Below are 21,414 nucleotides of genomic sequence, written 5' to 3' on the forward strand. Positions count from 1 at the left end.
TCGCCGTGCGGGGGCAGCGGACTGGGTGGCTGTGCGGATCGGCGGTGACGGTGGCCGTCGCCGCGTTCCTCGGACTGGCCGCGTGCACCGGCTCACCCCGGTCCGGCTCGGAACCCGGTCCGGCTCGGGCGCCCGCCTCGACACTCGGGCCGGACCGCGCCGTAGCCTCGACGCCCCAGCCAGACCGAACGCCCGACTCGTACGACCACCCGGCCGGCGCATGGAGCTCGACGGAACACGGCGCGCGCCACGTCGAGGTCTCGATACCCAACGGCTGGCACCTGCATCTGCGGTTGCGCTGCACGGGCACCGGCCTGCTCCGCATCAAGATCAGCACCCCGCATCCGTTCGGCATGACCGAGGAATGGCAGTGCTACAGCAGGTGGGTGATCTCGGACGGCTGGTTCCCGGCGAGCGCCATCGACGTCGACGACCTGGACAACGGCCCGTTCACCATCACCGTCGACCGGCCGGACACCATCACCGCGTGGGACATCGAAGCGTACGACAGCGGGCAAACCGAGCAGGACACCCGCCTGCTCAGCCCGCGGCCGTCCACGTCCTGACCTGGGGCGGCATCCAGTTTCAGCCGCCATGCGTACCAGGAAACGCCGCCCGAAGCTGACGGCGGCGAGCCGGAGTGGTACCGCGCCGGTGGCGCCGACATGGTGAGCCGCTCGGCGTCGCCAGCAAGATCAGCGCGTTGCTGGAAGTTGCGCTGGAGCCGTGGGGCGAAGACTACTGGCTCAATCCGGACGGCACGCCGACCGCGCTGACCGCCGCGCTGACCGCCGCGCTGACCGCCGCCGGCGTGCAGGTCCGGTTCGTGACGACCGAGGACGGCGCTTGACGGCCACTATTCATCCGGTGAATAGTAAGAGCCATGTCCGCGCCGTTCGTGTTGCTCGGCCTCCTCGGGGACGGACCCAAACACGGGTACGACCTCAAGCACGCCTACGACCGCACCCTGCCCCGCGCCAAGCCGCTCGGGTTCGGCCAGGTCTACGCCACGCTCGGCCGTCTCGAACGCGACGGCTACGTCGAGCAGGCCGGACAGGAACGCGCCGGCGGCCCGGACCGCACCACCTTCGCCATCACCGACGCCGGCCGGGCCGAGCTGGAACGCTGGGTCAGCGAGGTCGAAGCGCCCGCACCGCACGTCGGCGCCGTCCTCCTGGCCAAGGTCATGGTGGCGCTCATGTGGCCCGACAGCGCCCGGGCCGTCGGCTACCTCGCCGCCCAGCGCGCCGCACACACCGCGCGGCTGCGCGAGCTGACCGCGATCAAATCTGATCCGTCCGCCGACGTCGGCGACGTCATCGCCGCCGACTACGCCATCGCCCACCTCGACGCCGACCTGGTGTGGCTGCACACCACGCTCGCCCGCGTCGCCGAACTGCACCCGGGGGTACCGCAATGACCAGCGTCCTACAGGCCAGAGGGGTGGTCCGCGCGTACGGCGCGACGCCCGCCCTGCGCGGAGTCACGCTCGACGTCGAAGAAGGCGAGATCCTGGCGGTCACCGGGCCCAGCGGCTGCGGCAAGTCGACGCTGCTGCACTGCCTGGCCGGGATCATGCGACCGGACTCGGGCGAGGTCGTCTACCGCGGCACCCGCATCGACACGCTGTCCGAGACGCGCCGCTCCCGGCTGCGGCGCGGCGAGTTCGGGGTGCTGTTCCAGTTCGGGCAGCTCGTCGCGGAGCTGTCCGCGGCCGACAACGTCGCGCTGCCGCTGCTGCTCGCCGGCACGGGGCGGCGAGAGGCGCGCACCGCGGCGTTGTCATGGCTGGAGCGGGTCGGGGTCGGCGACGTCGCCGACAGCCGGCCGGGGGAGATGTCCGGCGGGCAGCAGCAGCGGTGCGCGATGGCACGGGCGCTGGTCACCGAGCCGCGGATCATCTTCGCCGACGAGCCGACCGGGGCGCTGGACAAACTCGCCGGCGAGCAGGTCCTCACGCAGCTCGTCCGGGTCGCCCACGAGCAGCACACGACCGTGGTGCTGGTGACGCACGAGGCGCGGGTCGCCGGCTACGCGGACCGGGAGATCGTCCTCACCGACGGCGTGATCGACGACAGCGGCCTCGGCATCGCCCTCCCGGCAGGGCGGCACGGCCGATGAGACCGACGACGCTGGTGCGCCTCGGCCTGGCCGGTACCCGGACCGACGCGATGCGGGTCGTGCTGACCGCGCTGAGCACCGCCCTGGCCACCCTCGCCGTGCTCGCCGCCGCGAACGTGGTGGCGATCGGCCAGTTCGGCGACGGGTCGGGCGCGGCGGGCGGTTCCGAAGACTGGTCGCAGCAGTACAGCAACGCCCTGCTGCGCGAGCCCGGGCTGCGCCCCGGGGTGGCGATCACCCTGCTGCTGCTGACCTTGCCCGTGTTCGCCCTCGCCGGCCAGTGCGCGCGACTCGGCGCGCCCGCCCGCGACCGCCGGCTCGCGGCGTTCCGGCTCGCCGGGGCTACGCCCTGGCAGACGACCGCCGTCGCCGTCGCCGAGACCGGGCTGGCCGGCCTGATCGGGTCGCTGACCGGCACCGCGGCGTTCCTCGCCGGGCACCGGCTGCTGGACCGGCCCGGCCCCGACGGGCTGCTGCCGCTGCCGACCGACGTGTGGCCGGCACCCTGGTTCGTGGTCGTCGCCCCGCTCGCCATCCCGGTCGCCGGCGCCCTCGCCGCGGCGCTGGTCATGCGCCGGGTCACGGTCAGCCCGTTCGGCCTGGTCCGCCGGGTCCGTCGCACCGAGGGACCCCAGCCCTGGTCGGGCGTGTTCATCGTGATCGGCGTGCTGGCGTTCGCCGCGATCGGCACCGCCTCGCAGTGGGGCCAGCACGTGCACGTCAAGGTCCCGGCCTGGACCCTGCCGGCAGGCCTGCTGCTCGGCTCGGCATGCGCCGGCTTCGGCGTGGTGCTCGGCACCGGCTGGCTGGCGTACACCGGCGGCCGCCTGCTGCACCGCTTCTCGCGCCGACCGGCCGGGCTGCTCGCCGCGGGACGCCTCATGACCGACCCGTGGAGCGGCAGCCGGACCCTCGCGGTGCTGCTCGTCTGCGTGCTGTTCGGCGCCGGCGCCGCCGGGATGCGGGCCCAGTTCGCGGCGCAGGCCGCCATCCAGCGCGACGCGTACAAGGACTACTTCCCCAGCGAAGGGCTGGACCCGTTCTACATGCGCACCATGGACCTCATCGACGCGGCGCTCATGACCGGCCTGGTGCTGACCGCGCTGGCGATGCTGGTCGTCGTCGCCGAGGGCATCGTGACCCGGCGCCGCGCATACGCCTCGCTGGTCGCGACCGGCGTGCCACGCGGCACGCTGAGCCGCTCGATCCTGTGGCAGTCGCTGCTGCCGGCGGTACCGGCGATCCTGGTCGCGCTCATCGTCGGCGTCAGCCTCGTGCGCACCCTCGGCGCCGAGGTCCAGAGCGGCGGCGGCTCCGCCTCGCAGTGCATCGCCACGGCGGCCGAGTGCGAGAGCAGCGACCCGCAGGTCCGCGCGCAGGCCACCACCATCGTGGAGATCCCGACGATGACCCGCGCGGTCCCGGTGCCGTGGGCCGAACTCGCCCGCGACGGCGGCATCGCGGTCCTGGCGGTCCTCGGCACCACCGGGCTCGGCCTGCTCTTCCTGCGCCGCAGCACTGACCTGGAGGAGTTGCGCGCCACGTAACCTCCACGGCATGCATCCGAACGGTTTCCGCCCCGCCGTCGAGGCCGAGGTCGTGCTGGCCTTCCTGCGAGGGGAGGCCGGCTCGGTCCGCTTCGGCGACGACGTGCGGCAGGCCCTGGCCGACGCCGGCGGCCTGCACCTCGTGCACAGCCCGGACCTGGACTCCGCCGAGGAGAACCAGGCACGCGAACACGCCCTCGCCGCCGCCAGGGGCTGGCGAGACCGCGAACTGTTCACCGGCTTCCCCCGACACGTGGACTGGCACCACGGCGTCCTGCCACCCGACGTCCTCACACGCGTGCGGTACATCGACCACTCCTACTGGAGCGCGCTGTCGAGCGGCTCCCGCCGGCCCGCCGACGTCCTGCCGACCCTGCGGTCCGGCACGTTGTCCACGTGGGTGAGCGAGCTCGGCACCGACTGGTGCTTCCAGCTGGCGGCCCGGCTCGCCACCGCCGACGCGGTCGACGACCTCATCGTCATGGCGACACCCGACCTCGGCGAGCTCGTGCTGCTCGAAGGCCACGCACGCCTCACCGCCGTCTTCGTCGGCGGCCTGCAACAGCGCCTCACCGTCCGCGCGTACCTCGGTCTGTCACCGGCGATCGAGCAGTGGAACTCCTTCTGAGCCGGCCGAGGCTCAGGCGCGGTGACGGCTCAACCAGGCGTGCCGAGGATGCGGTTCAGCTCGCTGCGGGAACGGATGCCCAGCTTGGGGTAGATCCGCGACAGGGTGGGTGGTGACCGTCCGCGGGGACAGGAACAGGCGGGCGGCGATGTCGCGGTTGCTCAGCCCGTCGGCCGCCAACCGGGCGATCTGCGTCTCCTGCGGCGCCAGGCTCTGCGCGGCGTCGGTGCTGGGGCGGCGCAGCGTCTCGCCGGAGGCCCGCAGCTCGCCGCGGGACCGGTCGGCCCAGGCAGTCGCGCCGAGCGCGTCGAAGGTGGCCACGGCGGCACGCAGCAACGGACGGCAGTCGGCGGCCTTGCGCTGGCGGCGCAGCCACGTCCCGGGTCTTCGACCGGCGGATCAGGCGTATCACCCGTACACCCGGTTCAGTTTGTTCGGGCACCTCACCGACGCAGCGGTGGGCAGCGGCGCGCTGGGACCGCTGCGAGGGCTGGTCGAGCAGCTGACACCGATCGCGGCGCAGTGCCCGTCACCGGCCCTGCTGGCCGGCCTGCGATACACCCGCACGGCCCTGACGACGGCTATCCAGGCCCAGGCCTGCGCCTGGCGGCATCGCTGGACCTCCTGCACGCCGTCGCTGTGTCGTCCGCCGAGGCAGCGGCGATCAGCCACTTGAACGTCGACGGCGGCAACGAGATCTACATGCTCGTCGAACAGACCCTGGACATCGACACCGGCGGCGAATCCGACGACTACAACGTAACGTCGCTGGAGGGCATCCACGCACTGCCGGGCCTGCGGTCGTTGGACCTGGACGGCCACGGCTATCACCCAACGCCGCTGGATCTCACCCCGCTGACCGGCTACACGACGCTGTCGGAGCTGTTCCTCACCGGCGACTGCACAAGGGCGGGGGCGCTGGAGTCGCTGCCCGCGCTACGCAACCTGAATGTCACCCTCGCACGCCTCGACGTCCCCGATGTCCTGACCCGCCCGGAGGCTCGCAGAGTGACAGTCCACCACTGCAGGCGCCGTTGATCGAGTGATGACATGCCCAGGTCCTAAGCGCTCTCATCGGCAGGAGCGGAAGCCTCGGCGCCGCTTGGGTCTGTCACTAACTGTGACGACGACGGTCTGGCGCCGCGCAACACTCGCGGCATGAGTGCGCACGTGATCAAGCAACTCCGGGTGGTCGCCGGCGCCCCGGACGTTCGGAAAGCAATGCCCTTTCGCCCTTGACTGGAGGTGCTGATGCAAGCAGATGAGCCGGCCGTGGCCAAGACGGAGCGTGCGACAGCGGACCTGCTCCGCCTCGCGTTCGTCGAAATTCGATTCCTGACCGAGGATCGACAAGAGGATCAGTCGCCCGAAGCTGTCATCCGGCGCCGCAAGCGCGTCAACGCCATCGCCGACATCTGCCATAACCTTCCTGGCCTGCTCGCGCCGGGTCGGCCTGACCGTCTGGCTGATGGACTGCGGTATCTGTGGAGCACTGCCAGCGCGGTCAAGCGGTGTTGGCTGGTCAGCAACTGGGATCACCTCGCCTATGACCATTGGTGGCTCACCGCGCCGACACCGAAGGTGACAGCAGACGCCGCCGAGTGACGGTTCGCCGTAGGACCGCAGCACACCGGACAGCGGCATGAGCGCGCACCTGATCAAGCGCATCAGGTCGCGACCACTGCGAGTTCGGTAGATTCATCAAGCACCGGCTCTAGGTCGTGCCGCTAGGCTGCCCTGCTGTGAGTTACTTCGGCACGGTGTTGCTGACCCGCTCCGATACTGCGATGACGCGCTTGCCGCGCATCGAGGCTATCGGGTTCCGACACCGTCGCCTGCGCGACCTCGGGGATGGCTGGCAGGTTCTGGAGACGTCGGGCTGGAACGATCCGCCCGACCTGGAACAGGCTGTCACCGAGGTTGCGGCGTTGTGGAAGGCGTCGGTGTTCGCCGCGTATGTGGCTGACTGTTGTGCTCAGCTTCACGGTGCTGTCCCCGATGCGGCGACGTGGTCGGGGCACCTCGATGACCCGGCCGATGCGGACTGCGGGATGTTGCATCGGCCGCCAGTGCGAGCTGGCGGCACATTCGAAGCGCTCGAAGCCCAGATCATCAATTGGGCTGCGGCTGCGGGCCTGACGCCGTCGGTGCCGCGGCTGGACCATGCCCTGCACTACCGTCTGCAACGGCGCGACAGCGACGACGGGCCGTACCTCAGCGCGGACCAGCAGATTTTCGAGGTGGTCCGGGCGCTGGGTTTCCCGGTGTTACCGGAACCACGCGCATACGAGTTCGATCCGGACGACGAACCGTTCGCGGAGGTGACCGCTTACATGTGGGGGTTGGCGTCGCGGGCACGCTCCGCGGCGGCGTTCCGCGCCCACACCGGTGAGACGGAGCAGCCGGCAGCGTGGGAAGCGGAGGCGATCATGCTTGAGATGGACGTCTACGCAGCCCTGTACGGCGGCGGGCGGCCGTTGGCGGAACTGGCGGCTCAAGCCGCCTGGGTCAGCGCGGCGCACGACGCCGCTCGGCGCAACACGCCGCCGCCTCCGCAGGAGGTCATGGTTCAAGGACGACCAGTGACCAACATGCACCGCATCATGCATGACCACGGTCCCCGGCAGATCGCCGATCAGGTGACATTCGTGCAGAACCACGGCAAGGAGATGCCGAACGGGTCCTTCTTCAGCGATCGGATCACCGGGCCGGGGCTCTGGCCCGACCTGATTTGACCCACGACACGACCAGCCGCTGCCGGACGCACGGCGTTCGATCATCGGGCAGGCGCTCATCGGCAGGACAGAAAGCCTCGGCCTGGCGGAAGCTGGTCACGGTGGGTGGTGAGCTCGCACGGCCCATCGTGCGCCATCGGCGGCAGATGTGCGCGGTGGGTAACTGGCTTCGGCCAGCCGCCGGACCAGCTACGGCTCGCGCCGTCAGTACAACCACACAGGTCGCTTGACTCGCATAGATGTGGTGAACAACTCCCGCAGCAATGCCACTGAGCTGATGTAAATGTCAATGTCCATCGGTCTGTCTTCGGCCCTGAGCCGTGCCGGTCGCGGGCGATCAACTCCGGACCACGGTACTGGTGAGCTGTGCAGGACTTCGGCGCCCGTGATGTCGTTGCGGAATTGCCAGCCGTGTCCGGCCGCCTCTTGACGGAACTCGCGGGCGGCGAAGAGTTCGACGCCGTCGGCGTCGCGGACTCGGACGATTGCGTCCTCGTCGAGCCAGACCGTGGTCAGTGGCACATCAGGTAAGCCAGTCATGCCATGGATACGGTGTGCTGCGTCAACATTGACTGCGTACGGTGGCGTCATGGCATGGATACGGGGGAATGAGACCAAGCGGTCGGTGGAGCGGACGTGCAGCACTGTGCCATCGTCCGCGTCGATGAGTACGACCATGCGGTCGGCGCGCGTCAGTACGGCGAGGTGATCGAGCTCGGCCAGGCAGCGTGCGGAGTCGTCGGGGGGAACTTGGTCATCCACCGGGTCGAGGATCGCAGCGTGTAACGCCGGAAACGTGGCCGCGCCGCCGAAACCGGCGAGCGTCTCGCGCAGTTGGCCGCGGCTGATCTGGTCGTCAACGAGTTGAAGCCCGGGGTGCGCGCATGCGGCCTGGGCCCAGGTGTCGACATCGCGCTGCTGAGCCTGGTACCCGGGCGCGGGGGCGACCCATGGCCCGTGGAAAACGATCGGGCATGGCGGCGGCGTAGACACGCCCGTATCGAGGCAGTCGCAGAGCACGCATCCGTTGAAGGACATGGCGTCAGCATCGCAGGCCACCCCGGCCACGTCGTCGGCCGTCTTGGACACAGCTATGGCGTGGCCGTACCAGTACCAACCGCGCCCCCAGGGCGCCGCCAACGAATAGCAGCATCCCCAATTCGGCGCGGCCGGACGCTGGCGACCGGCGCCGCCGTTACATTGGGTGGCGAGCGCATCGCGGCATGAGCGAGCACCAGACCAAGGTCAACCTCCGCCGATCGGAGCGTTGCTGGTGCAGTTGCTCAATGGAGCTTCTGGCGGCTTCGCGATCCCAACGCCGGGCTACCATCGGCGGCACTGCAAGCCCTGCCGCTGACCACGGGCCCAGCGATCCGCCTGCTGCGTCTAGCATTCTGCGATGTGGAGCGACGGGAGCCGGTGGACGACGACAAATGGCCGGAGCGCCAGCTGGGCCGACGGCACATCATCGGCACAGTGGCGGTCGCCGGCGTCCTGGTAGGCGGTATCGCGGCGCTGATGCTGGCCATGCCAGACTACGACGACCCGCCGGACCCGCGCCGTACTCCAGCCGCTGGGCCGCCCTCCATATCGCAGAACATGCGACAGGGAGCCTCTGTGCGGCCCGTCGAGGGCGGTGAGCACGGAGGAGCCCAGCTACCCGCGTCGCCGCGATCGCTGCTCCCGCTGGAACCATGGGCGTCCGTTGTGCCAATCACACCGGCGACGCGGCCGACGCGATCGCCCGGACCCCCAACCGGGTTCACTCCTCCCCCAGGCGGGTGAGTCCCACCGACGACCGACCGTGATCCCAGCCAGCATCCTCCGACCGAGGCAAAGGCCAGGCTCGCACACCCGAGCCGGTCGAAGCTCTCGCTCGCGGGCCCTTCACCGTCGGTGCACGCCGCGGTACGTGCGGATACGTGATGAAGCGCGACCAGCGGCATGAGAGCGCAGCTGATCAACGTTTCTGGCGGCTGGTGCCGCCACGAATTGGCCAGGTAGGTGATCGACGTGTCAAGGTACTGCGGCTTTGATGTCAGCATGGTCAGCGGCATCCGAGCACGTAATGGTGACAGTCCTCGAGGTGGGCGGGTGGGTCGAGCGAAAACGGGCACGGCGAGATGACAAATCCCGCGCTTTGCCAGGTTGACGATTGTCGGATCAGTGCCGTCGCCCGCTGCAAGGGTCGGAACTGTGAAGTCCGGGGCGGAGCCGCTTTCTGCTGGTCACATGGCCAGATCGGCGGCTTCTGCGGCCTGTGCGTTCGCGCTCAGAGCCTGCGTATGCAGCGTGTGCAAGAGGCCGAGGACAGCGCTCGAGCGTGTGTCCGTACCCTTGCGGCCCAGTTGCAAGCCGGCGGCGTACGACCCGACGCCCGGTACCTGACCGGCCGGAACACTCGAACGAACTGGCGAGGCAAGGTCATCCAGTTCGAGGATCCATCCCGGGACCGGCACGGATGGCTGCTGCGTACTGAATCGCGGCAGAACGTATCGCCGACCGGAATCGCGGTACCGGTGACCATCGCGATCTACGCGAGTGCCGATGGCGAGCTTGTGACTTCTGGTGGCGGGCGAGTCGCGTCGCCGCAGGGCACCATGTACGCATTCATGCGAGATCAGACCGACATCGACTTCTGGGACGGTATCGCGGCGGACATGCGACGCGTCGCCCGCGAACGGGGCATGGCGTAGCGCCGTGCCGTTCCTCCTCGCGGTGATCAAAAATCTTGTTCATAGTTGAATCCGTTTGAGCAAACAGGCCCTGATCGACCAACGGTCTGGTGGATGGGCGGCCGCCAGCTGGGCTACCTGTATCGCCCGGTCAGTCGACAACATGGTCGGGACCTCGGTTATTGATCGCGTTGGCCAGGCCGGCGATCGACTGGCACGCGGCCTGCGGAACGGCACGATCAAAGCCGTGCGTGCGAGCCGTCGGCAGGACAATCGGCCTCGTGTGACCGGCCTACGCCGTCGCGTTTGTTCACCGGGTGGTCGGAGGAGTCTGAAAGTCCGTTGATCGTGCCGCGGACCTGGGAGAGACTCTGCTGCTCGAATTGGGGACAGGAGGCAGGTGATCGAGGCGTCGGTCCCGCGTTCGTGGCTCCTGTGCGGGCTTGCGGCCAACCCTGCCGTGCCGGCTGACCTCCTCGATCGGTTGATCGCCCTCGCCGACAACGAGGTGTGCCTCGAGCTGGCAGACCGGGACGACCTGTCGCCGTCGCAGCTTCGCACGCTGGCGGCCCGTGGCGGCGCCGGCACAGTGATCCGTCTGGCTCGTCGAGGGTTGGTGACCGCCGCCGAGGTGGACCCGGCGGACCCGCCGGCGGCGCTGGCGTTGCTGGACATCGGTAGCGCGCCCGCGTCGTGGGCGCATGTCATGAGTGATCACCCTGATCCGTCGGTGCGTGCCTGTGTGGCCGCCGCCGAGCACGTCCCGGTTGAGGTGCTACGGGCTCTGGCAGACGATCCGGACCCCGCGGTCGTCACCGAGGCCGCCCGGTCGCGCACGATGCCCGCCGACGTGATCGTGCGGCTTGCCCGGCACCTGCACGTCGCGGTCCGGCGTGCCGTCGCCACCAACGAAACAACACCGACGCCGGTGCTGACCGCGCTTGGCACCGACGGGGTACTGCCGCCGGCGAGGTTCTGCCCTGGATGCGACGGAACCACTGACCCGCCTGCCGGCAGTTGCTGCCGCGGTGAGCACGAGGACGCGTTAGCGGACCTGCGGTACGCGCTGGTGACGAACCCGGCCACGCCACCGGACGTCGTCGCGGGGTGCGCCGGGCATCCTGCGAATTGGGTACGGTGCGCCGTGGCAGAACGGCAGGACCTCCCGGCGGAGGTCTACCACCGATTGGCCGTGGACCGGACACCGGGCGTACGCGGCGCCGTGGCCGCCAACCCCGCGATCGGTGAGAACCTGATCCGGACGATGGCCGCCGACGACACGCACGACGTACGGCGCCGCGTGGCGCACAACCCCAACGTTCCGCTCGACGTGCTCACCACGATCGCGCCCATCACGAGGATCGGTCCGAGGCTACTGCCGCGCATCGCCGCCGCCACCCCGGACGAGATCGCCCAGCTGGCCCGCTCCCCGGTCGCCGCCATCCGGATGCTGCTGGCCGAACGGCCCGACCTGCCAGCGACGGTCGTGAACCTGCTCGCCGATGACCCGGACGCCAAGGCACTCAAGTCCCTGGCACCCAACCCCGCGCTCACCGAACAGCAGCTGCGCACGATGGTGGCCCGCCACGGCACTCGGGTCATCGCCCGGGTCGCGCGCAACCCCACCTGCGGTCCCGGCCTGTTGCGCGACCTCGCCGCGCACGTGCCTCCGGTCCAGAAGGCGTACCGCGTCATCGCGTCGCACTCGAACGCGGACGCTACGACCCTGATGCTGTGCCTGCGCGACCATCAGGCCCGACCTGTCGCCGCGCGCCATCCGGCCCTGCCCGCCGCGACCATCACAGCACTCCTGGAGGATCCCGATTACAGGGTCGCCGAGGCCGCCGCGGCCAACCCCTCCCTACCCCGCCCCGCGATGCTGACCCTGCTCAGCGCCACCGGGTGACACCGTCGCATCCACATCCAACCGACAACGACGGCCGCAAGGCCACCAGCACCCGAAACGGTCCAGCCGCGACCCGACAGATCTCGCAACGGTCAAGGAACGTCCCCGCGGACCGGAAGCGGGCCACATACCGACAACAGGCGCTCGACATTCCAGTCCCGAGCGACCAACCACGCGTACTCCACAGCGGAAAGATCACGTGCACTGTATTCGGCAGGAGCGGAAGCCTCGGCGCCGCTTGGTCTGTCACTCACTGTGACGACGGCGGTTCTGGCGCTGCGCAACACTCGCGGCATGAGCGGATGTCAAGATCGTTTTAAGTGCAGAGGGTTCGCCCGGCGGCAGCCTCGTGAACTGCGGGCCTTCCACACTTCGTGTCGGCGTCCTAGTGACGGCCCGGGCTCTTGCATCAGCCTGCAAGACCGGCAAGATCAGAACCGGCTCAAACAGGTGCGCGGTTTGTTGACCTTGCTGCAGGGATGATGCTGCCGGCTGAGTCACATCGGGAACAACTACGCAGGTTTCCGAGGACAACAAGCGGATTCATACCCCACAATGCTGCGCAACCTTGTGTGCACCCGGGGTGGTACCACCACCCTGCACACAAATGGGCGGCGCCCGACTCGCGATCGGGCGCCGCCCGGAAGTCCATTACCCATGGCTGAGCGAAAGGACCTGCTGGTGAGCAAAGTACCGCCCGATCCCTGCCCTCCGGACGGCAAAGGAGCAGGACGTACGACACACCCGTCACAGCGGCGAGGTAGTCGCGGTGCCACCCTGCGGGACTGGGCTGCGGTCCTGCTCGCGGCGACTGCCCTGACCACGGCCGTCGCGGCCGGGTTCAAGACGATCGTTACAACGGTCGTCGACACCCTGATGACCGTGTTCAGTTAGCGCGCCGAAGTCCAAGCGTGCCGCCTGGCGTGCCTTGACGTGTTCTGGGTAAGCCCCATGGCGCAACTCCGCGTTGCGGACGTACGGAACGCGGCGTACGCAGCACGGAGTTGCGTACGCCGCGTTCGGTGCCGCCAGCCGCCTGCCGGTCGCGATCAGCGCATACCCGCACCGGAACGCCCCGTGCCCTGCATCCGGAGCCCACCACACCTGCCAGCAGCAGCCGAGACGGCGTACGTAGCGTGACGCTCATCGACGAGCCGCCGAGCTCGCTCGGCGGCAGATGAGTGCGCCGTCGGTCCTGAGTGGCTCGATCGATCGTGCGGCTCAGCGTCGCATGGTTCACGCGCTGAATGGATGGTTCGTGCTCTGTGCCGTCATGCACTGGCACCTCGGCACCCTACGATCACGGGCGTGAGGTACGAACAAATAGGTTGTCGGTGCGTCATGTGCCACGACTACGGCGACCGAAGCGAGCGCGATCCTGCCGAGGTCAACACCGTCAGCCAGGTACAGGAGCATGGCTGGAGCGTGCTCATGGTCCCCGAGGACGATCACGGTCCGGGCTGGGCGTACACGATCGGCTTGTGGCACAGTCATCGGATTCCGGAGCTCGCCATGTTCGGGTTGGACGTTGAGATACTGCGTACCTGCCTCAACGACATCGGCAGGCAGGCCGTGGCCGGGCAATCGGTCGAGGCCGGCCAAACACTCGACGGTGTGATCGAGCGGTGGCCGCTCCAGCTCAGGGATGTCGACTTGCGTTGGTGTCGCGCGTTCTTCGGCCGCGCCATTGCCTTCTACCGGCGGCCACCGATCCCGTTTCTCCAGGTGTTATGGCCGGATCGCAACGGCCGCTTCACGTGGGACGCAGATAGCGAGGCAGTCGTTCGCGTACGTCAGCCGCAACTCTGGCTACCGCCTGCCCTGCATCCGAAGGGCGTATGGACTCAGGATCTGTGATCTGCAGCAGCCGGTCCTGGGCTGCCGTCTGTTCGGCCTCCAGTGCAGGGCGATTGGGAGAAAGCACCGGGCCGTTCCCTCGTCCGCGCACCGGCGTACAGCGAGTCACATGAGCCGGAGCCGGCGGCGCGCTCGCTCGGCGGTATGAGCGCGCAGCTGATCTGTGGCTACGGTCGGGGGTACGTTTCCAGCAGGCGGGTCGCTTCGGCGCGTAGCTCCGCTCTGGTGAGTCCGCCGCCGAACATCGAGTCGGCGACCAGGTCCAGGAACCGGATGAACTCGTCGGCGCCTGCCGGCGGCGGGTCGTCCAGCGGCTCGAAGTTCGCCGGTCCTGCGGAGGTTCCATTCCTGGATGACCCGCACGCTGGCGTTGTCGGCGCGCCGCCAGCACTCGTGCCAGTCGGCGTCGTTGAGCTCAACGGCCGGGTACACGGTGTCGACCGGGACGAGGCCGAGCGCCTGCACCAGTCCGTACACGGCGGACTCGTCGGTGTGGGTGCCGAGCGCCTCTGCGATACGTTTCGCGGAGGTGTCGAGCCCGGCTTCGCCGGCCCAGCCGGCCAGGTGGTCCGCCAGGCCGGCAGGGTCGTCCGCCGGCAGGTCGACGCCGGCAGGCAGTGGCACCGTTGCGTCGACGTGGTGATCGAAACTGCAGCGCTTGTGGCGATCGGCCGCGGCGGGGGCGGAGTGCGCCAGCCACTGTCGGCCGCCGGGGGTCGCACCGCCGTACTGCAGGCAGTAGCTTTCCTTGATCTCCACCGCCAGCACCGGTGTGCCGGTGGCGGTCGCCAGAGGTACCGGTCCGCCGTTGATGGTGGGCATCTCGTGGTACATCGGCGTCATGAGGCCGACCAGCTGCCACCCATCTTGGTACCGGTCGATGGACATGAACCTGCTGCCGAACGCCGAACGCATGCCGGGCACATGCGGCAGCAGTGTCGCCGACCGGGCCAGCACGTAGGTGCCATAGAAGCTCACTCAGCGCCCCTGCGCCTGGCCGAGGTGAACTCGTCGCGCATGAGGCGCCACCCGGCGTTGACCGTGCGGCCGGCCCCCGGCAATCCGACCGTCGACTTCCGCCACCAACGCCGAGGAGCCCAGCTCAACCCCAACGAGCCGAGCGCCGATGCCGCCGCGCGGACGCAGGAGTTCTGCAAACTTGTTGAGAGGTTCGTCTCGCATGCCGACAGGATGCCCTACGCGGTGAAGTCCGAGCACATCCCGGCCTGCAGGCGTCCAGACACTCGCGTGATCGGCAACAACCACTCAGACCAGCACCAGCAAGATCGGCGCGCCTCGCGAACCTCAGCAGCGACGCACTCCAACAGCGGAGATGAGGGTGTGCCGGACCGGAGAGGATTTGAACCCCCGGTGGGGGCGGGCACGCCAGCGACCCCACGCGCCTTCGAGCCGCCCGTGCGTGCCCGGCTTTCGGCTCCAAGCGCTGCAATAACCCGGCTCTGCCACCGGTCCGGACGCAGCATGGCTCAATCTTGCCGACCACGTCGACGGGATTACGGGCAGCACAGCGAGCGAATCGCGGCAGATGAGTGCGTCTGATCTTGGTGAGGCCGGGTGACTCTTCGGGTGTCAGACGACGACAGAATCGAGGCCGGCGTAGGAGCCTGTTTCGTAGTACGCCTTCACGATCGTCAGCACCTTGTCGATGTCTGTAAGGATGTTGCGCTGGGCGCAGAAGTAACCCTGGTTGCTGGTCCACAGGCGTACTTCCTCGTCCGAACCGGCCGAGTCGCTGTACTGCCAATCGCCCATCATGTGGAAGAGGGCGAATCTGCCGTTGCCGCCGATTACGTTGAATATCGTCTCGCCGTCGTCACGCTCGCTGCAGTTGAGTTGGACGATCGGGTAGAAGTGGTCGTCCATCCGGCGGATCGCGGTAACCACGTCGTCCCAGCCGGGGGTGGTTGTCGACTCGGCATCCCAGGGTCGATCATGGTGGTAGCGGATAGCGGTCAACTGACGAACAGGCGAAGTCACGGACTGGATTCTCCACGGGCGTCCCGCTGCGGGCAGGACGGACCTGCTGGGCTCGCACGGCGCCCGCGTATCAGTGACTCAGACGCGCGGCCGGCCACTATCTCGCTCGTCGCGAAGAGCGCTTCGCGGCATGAGACACGTCCGTCGAGCGGCGAGGTGACATGCGAGCGATCAGCACTCGGCTAGGTCGGCCTCGAAGACTGAGTGGGTGGTTCGCACGTAGAGGCGGCTTCCGCGGGTGCTGACGAGATCTATCTTCTTCAGCGGGGTCAGGACGGCTGGGCCGTGCTCGACGATGGTTCCATCGCGCAGCCGGCACTCGGTGAGCTCGTGCGGCTTGCCGCACCCACCGATGTCCATGGCCCAGTACACGGCAACCCGGCGAGCTGTCCTCGAGGCACTCGCTGCGCACCATGACGAGACACACACATCGCGCCTCGACGAGCTGGGAAGGCAGTTCGGCGAAGCTTTCAATCAGCTCGACGCGGCCGACCCGTTCATCGAAACCGTGGAACGAGAGGAACTGTTCGAGGCACTCGACGCCATCGTCGACCGTGCCCAGGCAGAACACGGCCGCACCTTCGACACCGCCCGTCACCACCTGACAGCCGGCGTTGACAGCGTCCGCGACTGGTGACCCACGGCGCCGACCCGATGCGCGAAGGCGCACGCGCCCGGATCGGGCACGAGCACGCACGTGGTCCGGCGTAGCGCGACCGGCTGCCGGCGGAACGATCGACGCCCGCTGCCGACGACGCCCGGCCAACGGCAGATGAGGATGCAGACGAGCCGTACGCCATCATTGGGGCTCGTGGGCGCCAGTGATCCCTACACGACTATCACCGAGCCGACGTTCGTGGCGCGGTTCCTGCTCGGGCCGGACCCGGCGGCCGTGAGCGCGGTGGCCAACGTCGACGTATTTGTCGACCTTCCGGACGGCTCCACGTGGGCGTTGACGATCTTCACCGTCGACGAGGTCGGCCGATTGCTGACACGGTGGAAGGAGACCGGCGAGGTTGCGAATGGCAGCTACTTCTGGGCCGTTGACCAGCTGATCGTGCCGGTGTCAGGCGTATCGGCAATGACTGCGGCGATCCGGGAACTTGTGCACAGAGGAGACATCACGACAGCCGGCGTCCGATGCGAAGACCGGGACCCAGGTGTCTCGGCGACTGCTGACGGTTGACCCTTCGGCCGTTGCGTCGAGCCCGATCAGCGGCAAATCCGTACGCCAAGATCACCTCAGCGGCGACCGGAGAGCACCCCGTCAACTGGCGCACGGCTTTGGATCGCGAGCATCGGCAGCGGGGCGGCATCTGTCACGATGGCGGTGTGACGGACAGGGTGGCCGCCTGGCCGGACGGTGCCGGCGAGTTCTGGGAGACGGAGCCCGGCTGGGTGCTGCTGGACGGTCGCGACGGCGATTACCTGCCCTTCAACCAGTTGACGTCGGGGGCCATGCTCATCTGCGACGAGGAGGAGTACGCCCGCGTCGTCGCGGGCATGCGGGCGTCCGGCTGTCCCATCCTCGACATGCCCGGCGACGACGATCGGCCGTGCTTCGCCGAGATCTACATTGACCAGGTCCCGCAGGACGCCATAAAGGTCCTGGTCGAACTTCGGCATCTGTTGGGCAAATCGTGGCCGTTCTCCGACCTCCGCACCATGCTCGCTGCCCAGCCGATCCACGTCGCGACCCGGGATATCGCCGAGTTGCGGACCGCGTTGACCGCCGCACCGCGCCTTCGGCCGTACCTGTTCCACGACAGCCGTGATGGACTCATCCCGGTCTGGCCCAACAGCTGATACACCACCGCCCTGACCGGCCTGCAATCCGGTCTGGCTCCGGTTGAGCAGGACGACCTTCAAACGCTCGAGCTCTTCGGCGCCGGACGCCGGCGCGGTTGGCGTCTGCATCGTGCACTCCAACGCCGGCGAGCGCCTCGCGGCAGATGAGCATGTGTTCAGAGGTGTCAGAGGCGCTCCACGCGGTCGGCCTGCTGGCCCCGGTCGCTCTGACGCACCGTGTACCGGACCTGGTCGCCCTGCTGCAGCGGTTCCGACCCGGCGACCACGGATACGTGGACGAACAGGTCGTCGCCTCCGGCGTCCGGGGTGATGAACCCGAACCCGCGGTCGCCGTCGTAACGTGCGACGACGCCGTGGCCCGCGCGTGCGGGCACGCCCCGTGACGGCGGCTTACTCCTGGCGGGTGGCGGCCCGGCCGGTGCCGGGCGTCGCGGTGGCGGCGCGGGCTCGGCCCCTCGGACCAGCTGCACGTCGCGGGCCTGCGGGCCCTTGTCGCTGCTGACCACCTCGTACGCCACGCGGTCGCCCTCTGTCAGCCAGGTGAGGCCCTCGGCCAGGGACCGGGCGTGGACGAAGACGTCCCCGGCGCCGGAGTCGGGGGCGATGAAGCCGAAGCCCTTGTCCTCGTCGTACCAGGAGACGGTTCCGTCCGCCCCGTCGGCACCGCCTGCCGTGGCGGACAGGCCGGCCCCAGGACCGAGCGGGATCACGTGCGCGGCCTGCGGGCCGCGCTCGCCCTCGACGACGACGAAGGCCACCCGCTGCCCGTCGCTGACCACGCCGCCGGTCACGATGGCCGAGCTGTGCATGAAGATGTCGGGGCCGCCGCCGTCTGGCGACGCGAACCCGTACCCCTTGGTCGGCTCGTACCAGTTGACCGTGCCGAGCAGGCCCACGGCACCGCCGGCGGCCTGCTCGGCGGTGCCGCGCACGCGCAGCGCCTGGGGACCGCGGTCGTTCTTGCCGGCCTCAAACTCGACGGCCTGGCCCTCACGGAGCACCTTCGAGCCGCCGTCCCCGACGATCTCGGAGGCGTGCACGAACACGTCTGGTGATCCGTCGTCAGGCGCGAGGAAGCCGAACCCCCGTTCGGCGTCGAACCAGCGGACGATCCCGTGCGGCATAGGAAAGCTCCAGGTCGTTAGAGCGGCATTGCTCCCAGTCTCGCTGACGTCGTCGTGCCCGGGACCACCGGGACCGGCCACGGTCAGTCGGTTGCAGGAGGTCGTAGGCGGCCAGGACGCGGGTGGCGGTCGCGAACGACTCCGACCGGCTCGTCGCGCCGGCCCGCCCGCCGCGCGGCCGCTCGACGTGGCCGACGATGAGTTCGACTCCGTGGCCGAGCGCGTCGTTGCCTGGTGGGCCCGCTCAGCGCCGACGGTGACCGGTCCAGACGCGCCGACACCGTGCCCGGCATGCGGCGCTGACCCGGACCAGTCCACCGACCCCCAGCACACGCTGCTCAGCGTCTGCTACTGCGGTCATCCCCGCTCCTACGACTACAAGCACCAGGACGAGACGTGCCCCTGCCTCATCGGCGCAACGTGACCAGCCCTCGATAACCAACAGCGCATTGACAGCGGCACATGTGTGCGGCGCCGAGCATGTTCTGCCGGGCCTGTTTCGATCGCAGGTCGGGCACTCCGATGCGTTCTCTGCTGAGGGTGCTGGGTCAGGCCGGTGCAGCGTCCGCCGAGGCCGGCCTTGGTGGCATGGCTGGGTGAGAACGTGATCGGCCCGAGCCAGCGGGCGTGCACCGCAGCGATCTGAGCCCGTCGTGGCCGTACGGGATGCAGGTCCCAGCCATGGGACCAGTTGTCCAGCAGGGCCCGGGTGGTGTCCAGGGCGGGTGGTGACCACGGTGCACGGCCGGCCCTGGTCGTCCCAGGTGTGCCACAGTGCCCAGCCCTCGTCGCGGGCGACGACGCCGAGACGCTCGCATCCAGCGTCGTAGGTGTCTTGGGCCGCTGTGGTCTGACCCGGTGTGATGACGGCGGCGCCGCCGAGTGGCAGCATTTCCCGGTCGGGGTCGAGGCAGCCGTCACCGTCGAAATGCCAGTGTGCCAGGGCGCGGGCAAGTTCGTTGACCGCACGGTGCAAAGCGGGGCCTCAGCCGCGTCGGCACCATGGGTCAGCCAGCCTTCCTCGGCCGCAGCGCGGACCACGTCGCCGGCCAGCAGCTCAACTTGCCGCAGGTACTCGTGTTCGTCGAGCTCCGGCTCCAGCACCAGCACCGTGTGCCGCCTACGTCCGAGGGCAGCACAGCAATTTCGCGTGTTCAACCCCGCGGCCAGAGTGAGCGAAGTGAATCAATGTCGGATTGCGGGCGCCTCCTGTCACGGGCACCTAGAGTCGACGTACACCGTCGGTACCGAGCACCTCGCGGCAGAAGCGGACGGTCGCCGGAACTGCGGGCAAGCCGCAATCGGCATTGAGCGACTCCACCCCATCGACCGAACCCGAAATGGTTGGACGGCCTCGCTCGTGTGAGCCGATACTGTGCGGCTGGTCTCCTTCGACCGGCGCTGGAAGCGGTCGCTTCACCCTGAGCCACGGTGGCGACAGGGCCGGGTGGTCGATCGACACGCGGAGGTTGCCATCACCGTTCTCGGTTGCCGAACCTGCGGAGCGGCTCTGACGGCACCGGTGTCAAGGGTGGCGCTTCCCGTACACACGCGGCAGAAGTACCACAACGGGCCGGGTTCACTCGACCCGGTGCTGGAGCCGGGCACGTATGCGGTGGATCCGCTGCCCTCCGGTTCGCCGTGGCGCCGGTGGGCCGACCTTGAAGCCGGTGAGGCCGAGGAACATGGCTGGTACGCGCCGAGGTTCAGCATCTCCGACGGACCGGCCGGCCAGGTGCTGCTCGCCCCAGGGGACGTCCGCGGCGCCGTCATCGACCCGTCGCTGGTCGGCGACTCCGCGTGTTGCGGGCTCGGCGGCGGCAAACCCAACATGGTCTGCGTCACCTGCGGTACGCCGGTGGCCACCCGGATCGACGACTGCGGCCGGTGGCAGGCGGTGTGGCTAGACCCACGGACGACCAGCGTGATCGAGATAGGTCCGGGCCCGCACCCGACGCTCGACTGGACGGACCTGATCGACCAGCGGCCCGGCATCCCGCCGTCGACACCGGACGGCAACTGGCACCCGATATGGGAGGCCGCCGCCGCCTCGGCGCTGGCGCATCTGCTGGCCGCCTCGGGCGGTGACCCGATCCTGATCCCGGATCACCGCGTCGCCGAAATCTTCCGGCCCACTCTCGACCGCCTCGTCGGCCCCGCGAGTACCGGGCCGGAACGCGCCCTGTTTCTAGCCGGACCCGGCCTGGCGGCCGCCGACGGCGACTTGGCCCTCGTGCCGGAACATCCGCAGACCGGTGAACTTTGGCCGCTGGCCCGGCCGGTGAAGCCGGTCCCGCTGGCCTGGGACGTCTGGGCCCATCTCGCATTCCACCGCGACCCGAAACCGGTCGGGCGGCCGGTGCCGATCCTGCCGGAGGCCCTGCCGGCACTGCTCCCAGGTTCCCGGCTCAAGCCGGACGGCCAGATCTTCCTCAGCGTCTTGTCCCGACTACCCAAGGTCAAACAGCTCTGGCTACGTGCCATCTACGACCGAGGACGCCCCTACAACTACAGCTACTACCCCTTCTGACCGGCTGATTCACTATCGTCGGCGGCAAGGTCACGTGCGCTGTAATCGGCAAAGTCGTGCACGCCGCCGCTGGCCCAGCCGCGACGGACAGTGACTGCCGCATCGGTGGACACGCGATGACAGCGGCAGATGTGCGCACGCAGGTCGGTGCTCCGCGGTGGACCTCGCGACTCTCCCGGGGACGAGCGCAGCACTGCGGCGATCGCGTGGGCCGTGCCAGCACCCTCGCCGTTCTCGTCACCGTCGATCCAGGTGTCGTATCAGTCGTTGCCGGGACGCGGCATCATCTCCAGGCCTGCCAGCGCCTGCGCCCGCAGTTCAGCGTCGACGTCACCGATCACGACCGAGGCCTCAGCGTCGTGCCCGATGTCGCCCAGCACCGCGCGCCGCTCGTCGTCGGTGCTCTGCACGAGCTGGTCGAGCAGGTCCTGACCGGAGTCGCTCGCGAACGGTGCGGTCCCCATGCCGCCATGCCTCGAAGTAC

General features: G+C 69.1%; 24 protein-coding genes, 1 tRNA gene and 1 pseudogene. 17 read left to right on the top strand and 9 right to left on the bottom strand.

Going from position 1 to position 21,414, the window contains the following annotated elements:
- Window positions 1-44 precede the first annotated feature (44 nt).
- From OHA72_RS45745 to OHA72_RS45770, 6 genes are all read left to right on the top strand, one after another.
- Window positions 45-566 carry a hypothetical protein gene (locus tag OHA72_RS45745; protein ID WP_327002374.1) on the top strand — a complete coding sequence of 174 codons (522 nt, stop codon included), beginning with the start codon at window positions 45-47 and terminating at the stop codon, window positions 564-566.
- A 137-nt stretch (window positions 567-703) separates the two neighbouring features.
- Window positions 704-850, top strand: a complete 147-nt coding sequence (locus OHA72_RS45750) for a hypothetical protein (RefSeq protein ID WP_327002375.1) — start codon at window positions 704-706, stop codon at window positions 848-850.
- 33 nt (window positions 851-883) lie between these two features.
- Window positions 884-1,420, top strand: a complete 537-nt coding sequence (locus OHA72_RS45755) for a helix-turn-helix transcriptional regulator (protein ID WP_327002376.1) — start codon at window positions 884-886, stop codon at window positions 1,418-1,420.
- Complete coding sequence (locus OHA72_RS45760) at window positions 1,417-2,121, top strand: ABC transporter ATP-binding protein (protein ID WP_327002377.1); 705 nt, start codon at window positions 1,417-1,419, stop codon at window positions 2,119-2,121. Before OHA72_RS45755 ends, OHA72_RS45760 begins: the two co-directional genes overlap by 4 nt.
- Window positions 2,118-3,668: an ABC transporter permease gene (locus OHA72_RS45765; RefSeq protein WP_327002378.1), complete on the top strand. Its 1,551-nt coding sequence runs from the start codon at window positions 2,118-2,120 to the stop codon at window positions 3,666-3,668. Before OHA72_RS45760 ends, OHA72_RS45765 begins: the two co-directional genes overlap by 4 nt.
- 10 nt (window positions 3,669-3,678) lie before the next feature.
- Window positions 3,679-4,296: a hypothetical protein gene (locus OHA72_RS45770; RefSeq protein WP_327002379.1), complete on the top strand. Its 618-nt coding sequence runs from the start codon at window positions 3,679-3,681 to the stop codon at window positions 4,294-4,296.
- Window positions 4,297-4,308: 12 nt separating this feature from the next.
- Here the strand turns inward: OHA72_RS45770 and OHA72_RS45775 are convergent, their stop codons facing one another.
- The gene (locus tag OHA72_RS45775) at window positions 4,309-4,617 is read right to left on the bottom strand and encodes a helix-turn-helix domain-containing protein (protein ID WP_327002380.1); all 309 of its coding nucleotides are present in this window, start codon (window positions 4,615-4,617) and stop codon (window positions 4,309-4,311) included.
- Window positions 4,618-4,935: 318 nt separating this feature from the next.
- On the opposite strand from OHA72_RS45775, the gene OHA72_RS45780 reads away from it, so the two are divergent.
- The 3 genes from OHA72_RS45780 (at window position 4,936) to OHA72_RS45790 (ending at window position 7,031) form a co-directional block, all read left to right on the top strand.
- Complete coding sequence (locus OHA72_RS45780) at window positions 4,936-5,334, top strand: DUF6892 domain-containing protein (protein ID WP_327002381.1); 399 nt, start codon at window positions 4,936-4,938, stop codon at window positions 5,332-5,334.
- A gap of 234 nt (window positions 5,335-5,568) precedes the next feature.
- Window positions 5,569-5,901 (top strand): hypothetical protein, encoded by a 333-nt coding sequence (locus OHA72_RS45785; protein WP_327002382.1) that lies wholly within the window; start codon window positions 5,569-5,571, stop codon window positions 5,899-5,901.
- A gap of 137 nt (window positions 5,902-6,038) precedes the next feature.
- The gene (locus OHA72_RS45790) at window positions 6,039-7,031 is read left to right on the top strand and encodes a hypothetical protein (RefSeq protein ID WP_327002383.1); all 993 of its coding nucleotides are present in this window, start codon (window positions 6,039-6,041) and stop codon (window positions 7,029-7,031) included.
- A 204-nt stretch (window positions 7,032-7,235) separates the two neighbouring features.
- Here OHA72_RS45790 and OHA72_RS45795 read toward each other — a convergent pair whose 3' ends face one another.
- A complete protein-coding gene (locus OHA72_RS45795; protein WP_327002384.1) occupies window positions 7,236-8,120 on the bottom strand; it encodes a hypothetical protein in 885 nt (294 codons plus the stop codon).
- A gap of 1,430 nt (window positions 8,121-9,550) precedes the next feature.
- Between OHA72_RS45795 and OHA72_RS45800 the strand changes: the two genes are divergently transcribed.
- From OHA72_RS45800 to OHA72_RS45810, 3 genes are all read left to right on the top strand, one after another.
- Window positions 9,551-9,727: a hypothetical protein gene (locus OHA72_RS45800; protein ID WP_327002385.1), complete on the top strand. Its 177-nt coding sequence runs from the start codon at window positions 9,551-9,553 to the stop codon at window positions 9,725-9,727.
- 379 nt (window positions 9,728-10,106) lie between these two features.
- Window positions 10,107-11,612 carry a hypothetical protein gene (locus OHA72_RS45805; protein ID WP_327002386.1) on the top strand — a complete coding sequence of 502 codons (1,506 nt, stop codon included), beginning with the start codon at window positions 10,107-10,109 and terminating at the stop codon, window positions 11,610-11,612.
- A 1,341-nt stretch (window positions 11,613-12,953) separates the two neighbouring features.
- Window positions 12,954-13,469 carry a DUF4262 domain-containing protein gene (locus OHA72_RS45810; RefSeq protein WP_327002387.1) on the top strand — a complete coding sequence of 172 codons (516 nt, stop codon included), beginning with the start codon at window positions 12,954-12,956 and terminating at the stop codon, window positions 13,467-13,469.
- A gap of 105 nt (window positions 13,470-13,574) precedes the next feature.
- Here the strand turns inward: OHA72_RS45810 and OHA72_RS45815 are convergent, their stop codons facing one another.
- The 4 genes from OHA72_RS45815 to OHA72_RS45830 form a co-directional block, all read right to left on the bottom strand.
- Entirely contained in the window at window positions 13,575-14,357 is a 783-nt protein-coding gene (locus tag OHA72_RS45815) for a hypothetical protein (protein WP_327002388.1), read from the bottom strand.
- 457 nt (window positions 14,358-14,814) lie between these two features.
- A tRNA-OTHER gene (locus tag OHA72_RS45820) sits at window positions 14,815-14,942 on the bottom strand.
- A 117-nt stretch (window positions 14,943-15,059) separates the two neighbouring features.
- Complete coding sequence (locus tag OHA72_RS45825) at window positions 15,060-15,467, bottom strand: Imm1 family immunity protein (protein ID WP_327002389.1); 408 nt, start codon at window positions 15,465-15,467, stop codon at window positions 15,060-15,062.
- A 171-nt stretch (window positions 15,468-15,638) separates the two neighbouring features.
- The gene (locus OHA72_RS45830) at window positions 15,639-15,827 is read right to left on the bottom strand and encodes a hypothetical protein (protein WP_327002390.1); all 189 of its coding nucleotides are present in this window, start codon (window positions 15,825-15,827) and stop codon (window positions 15,639-15,641) included.
- Between OHA72_RS45830 and OHA72_RS45835 the strand changes: the two genes are divergently transcribed.
- The 3 genes from OHA72_RS45835 (at window position 15,826) to OHA72_RS45845 (ending at window position 17,273) form a co-directional block, all read left to right on the top strand.
- The gene (locus OHA72_RS45835; protein ID WP_327002391.1) at window positions 15,826-16,104 is read left to right on the top strand and encodes a hypothetical protein; all 279 of its coding nucleotides are present in this window, start codon (window positions 15,826-15,828) and stop codon (window positions 16,102-16,104) included. The genes OHA72_RS45830 and OHA72_RS45835 overlap by 2 nt on opposite strands.
- A gap of 174 nt (window positions 16,105-16,278) precedes the next feature.
- Window positions 16,279-16,653, top strand: a complete 375-nt coding sequence (locus OHA72_RS45840) for a hypothetical protein (protein WP_327002392.1) — start codon at window positions 16,279-16,281, stop codon at window positions 16,651-16,653.
- Window positions 16,654-16,664: 11 nt separating this feature from the next.
- Window positions 16,665-17,273, top strand: a complete 609-nt coding sequence (locus OHA72_RS45845) for a hypothetical protein (protein ID WP_327002393.1) — start codon at window positions 16,665-16,667, stop codon at window positions 17,271-17,273.
- 167 nt (window positions 17,274-17,440) lie between these two features.
- On the opposite strand, the gene OHA72_RS45850 is transcribed toward OHA72_RS45845, so the two are convergent.
- Together OHA72_RS45850 and OHA72_RS45855 are read right to left on the bottom strand one after the other, a co-directional pair.
- Window positions 17,441-18,208, bottom strand: a complete 768-nt coding sequence (locus tag OHA72_RS45850) for a cold-shock protein (RefSeq protein ID WP_327011786.1) — start codon at window positions 18,206-18,208, stop codon at window positions 17,441-17,443.
- A pseudogene (locus tag OHA72_RS45855) lies at window positions 18,203-18,400 on the bottom strand (cold-shock protein); the annotation flags it as partial. The gene OHA72_RS45850 and the pseudogene OHA72_RS45855, both read right to left, overlap by 6 nt.
- A gap of 91 nt (window positions 18,401-18,491) precedes the next feature.
- Between OHA72_RS45855 and OHA72_RS45860 the strand changes: the two are divergent.
- Together OHA72_RS45860 and OHA72_RS45865 are read left to right on the top strand one after the other, a co-directional pair.
- On the top strand, window positions 18,492-18,824 hold the full coding sequence (locus tag OHA72_RS45860) for a hypothetical protein (RefSeq protein ID WP_327002394.1): 333 nt from the start codon (window positions 18,492-18,494) through the stop codon (window positions 18,822-18,824).
- Window positions 18,825-19,874: 1,050 nt separating this feature from the next.
- On the top strand, window positions 19,875-20,930 hold the full coding sequence (locus tag OHA72_RS45865) for a hypothetical protein (protein WP_327011787.1): 1,056 nt from the start codon (window positions 19,875-19,877) through the stop codon (window positions 20,928-20,930).
- Between the two features lie 260 nt (window positions 20,931-21,190).
- Here OHA72_RS45865 and OHA72_RS45870 read toward each other — a convergent pair whose 3' ends face one another.
- Complete coding sequence (locus OHA72_RS45870) at window positions 21,191-21,394, bottom strand: hypothetical protein (protein ID WP_327002395.1); 204 nt, start codon at window positions 21,392-21,394, stop codon at window positions 21,191-21,193.
- Window positions 21,395-21,414: the final 20 nt, after the last annotated feature.

It is taken from the genome of Dactylosporangium sp. NBC_01737 (assembly GCF_035963215.1).
Taxonomy (GTDB): domain Bacteria; phylum Actinomycetota; class Actinomycetes; order Mycobacteriales; family Micromonosporaceae; genus Dactylosporangium.

Coding starts and splice junctions, on each gene's coding strand:
- OHA72_RS45755 (WP_327002376.1), top strand. CDS start 884: ATGTCCGCGCCGTTCGTGTTGCTCGGCCTCCTCGGGGACGGACCCAAA.
- OHA72_RS45760 (WP_327002377.1), top strand. CDS start 1,417: ATGACCAGCGTCCTACAGGCCAGAGGGGTGGTCCGCGCGTACGGCGCG.
- OHA72_RS45765 (WP_327002378.1), top strand. CDS start 2,118: ATGAGACCGACGACGCTGGTGCGCCTCGGCCTGGCCGGTACCCGGACC.
- OHA72_RS45770 (WP_327002379.1), top strand. CDS start 3,679: ATGCATCCGAACGGTTTCCGCCCCGCCGTCGAGGCCGAGGTCGTGCTG.
- OHA72_RS45810 (WP_327002387.1), top strand. CDS start 12,954: ATGTGCCACGACTACGGCGACCGAAGCGAGCGCGATCCTGCCGAGGTC.
- OHA72_RS45815 (WP_327002388.1), bottom strand. CDS start 14,357: ATGTCCATCGACCGGTACCAAGATGGGTGGCAGCTGGTCGGCCTCATG.
- OHA72_RS45835 (WP_327002391.1), top strand. CDS start 15,826: ATGGCCCAGTACACGGCAACCCGGCGAGCTGTCCTCGAGGCACTCGCT.
- OHA72_RS45830 (WP_327002390.1), bottom strand. CDS start 15,827: ATGGACATCGGTGGGTGCGGCAAGCCGCACGAGCTCACCGAGTGCCGG.
- OHA72_RS45870 (WP_327002395.1), bottom strand. CDS start 21,394: ATGGGGACCGCACCGTTCGCGAGCGACTCCGGTCAGGACCTGCTCGAC.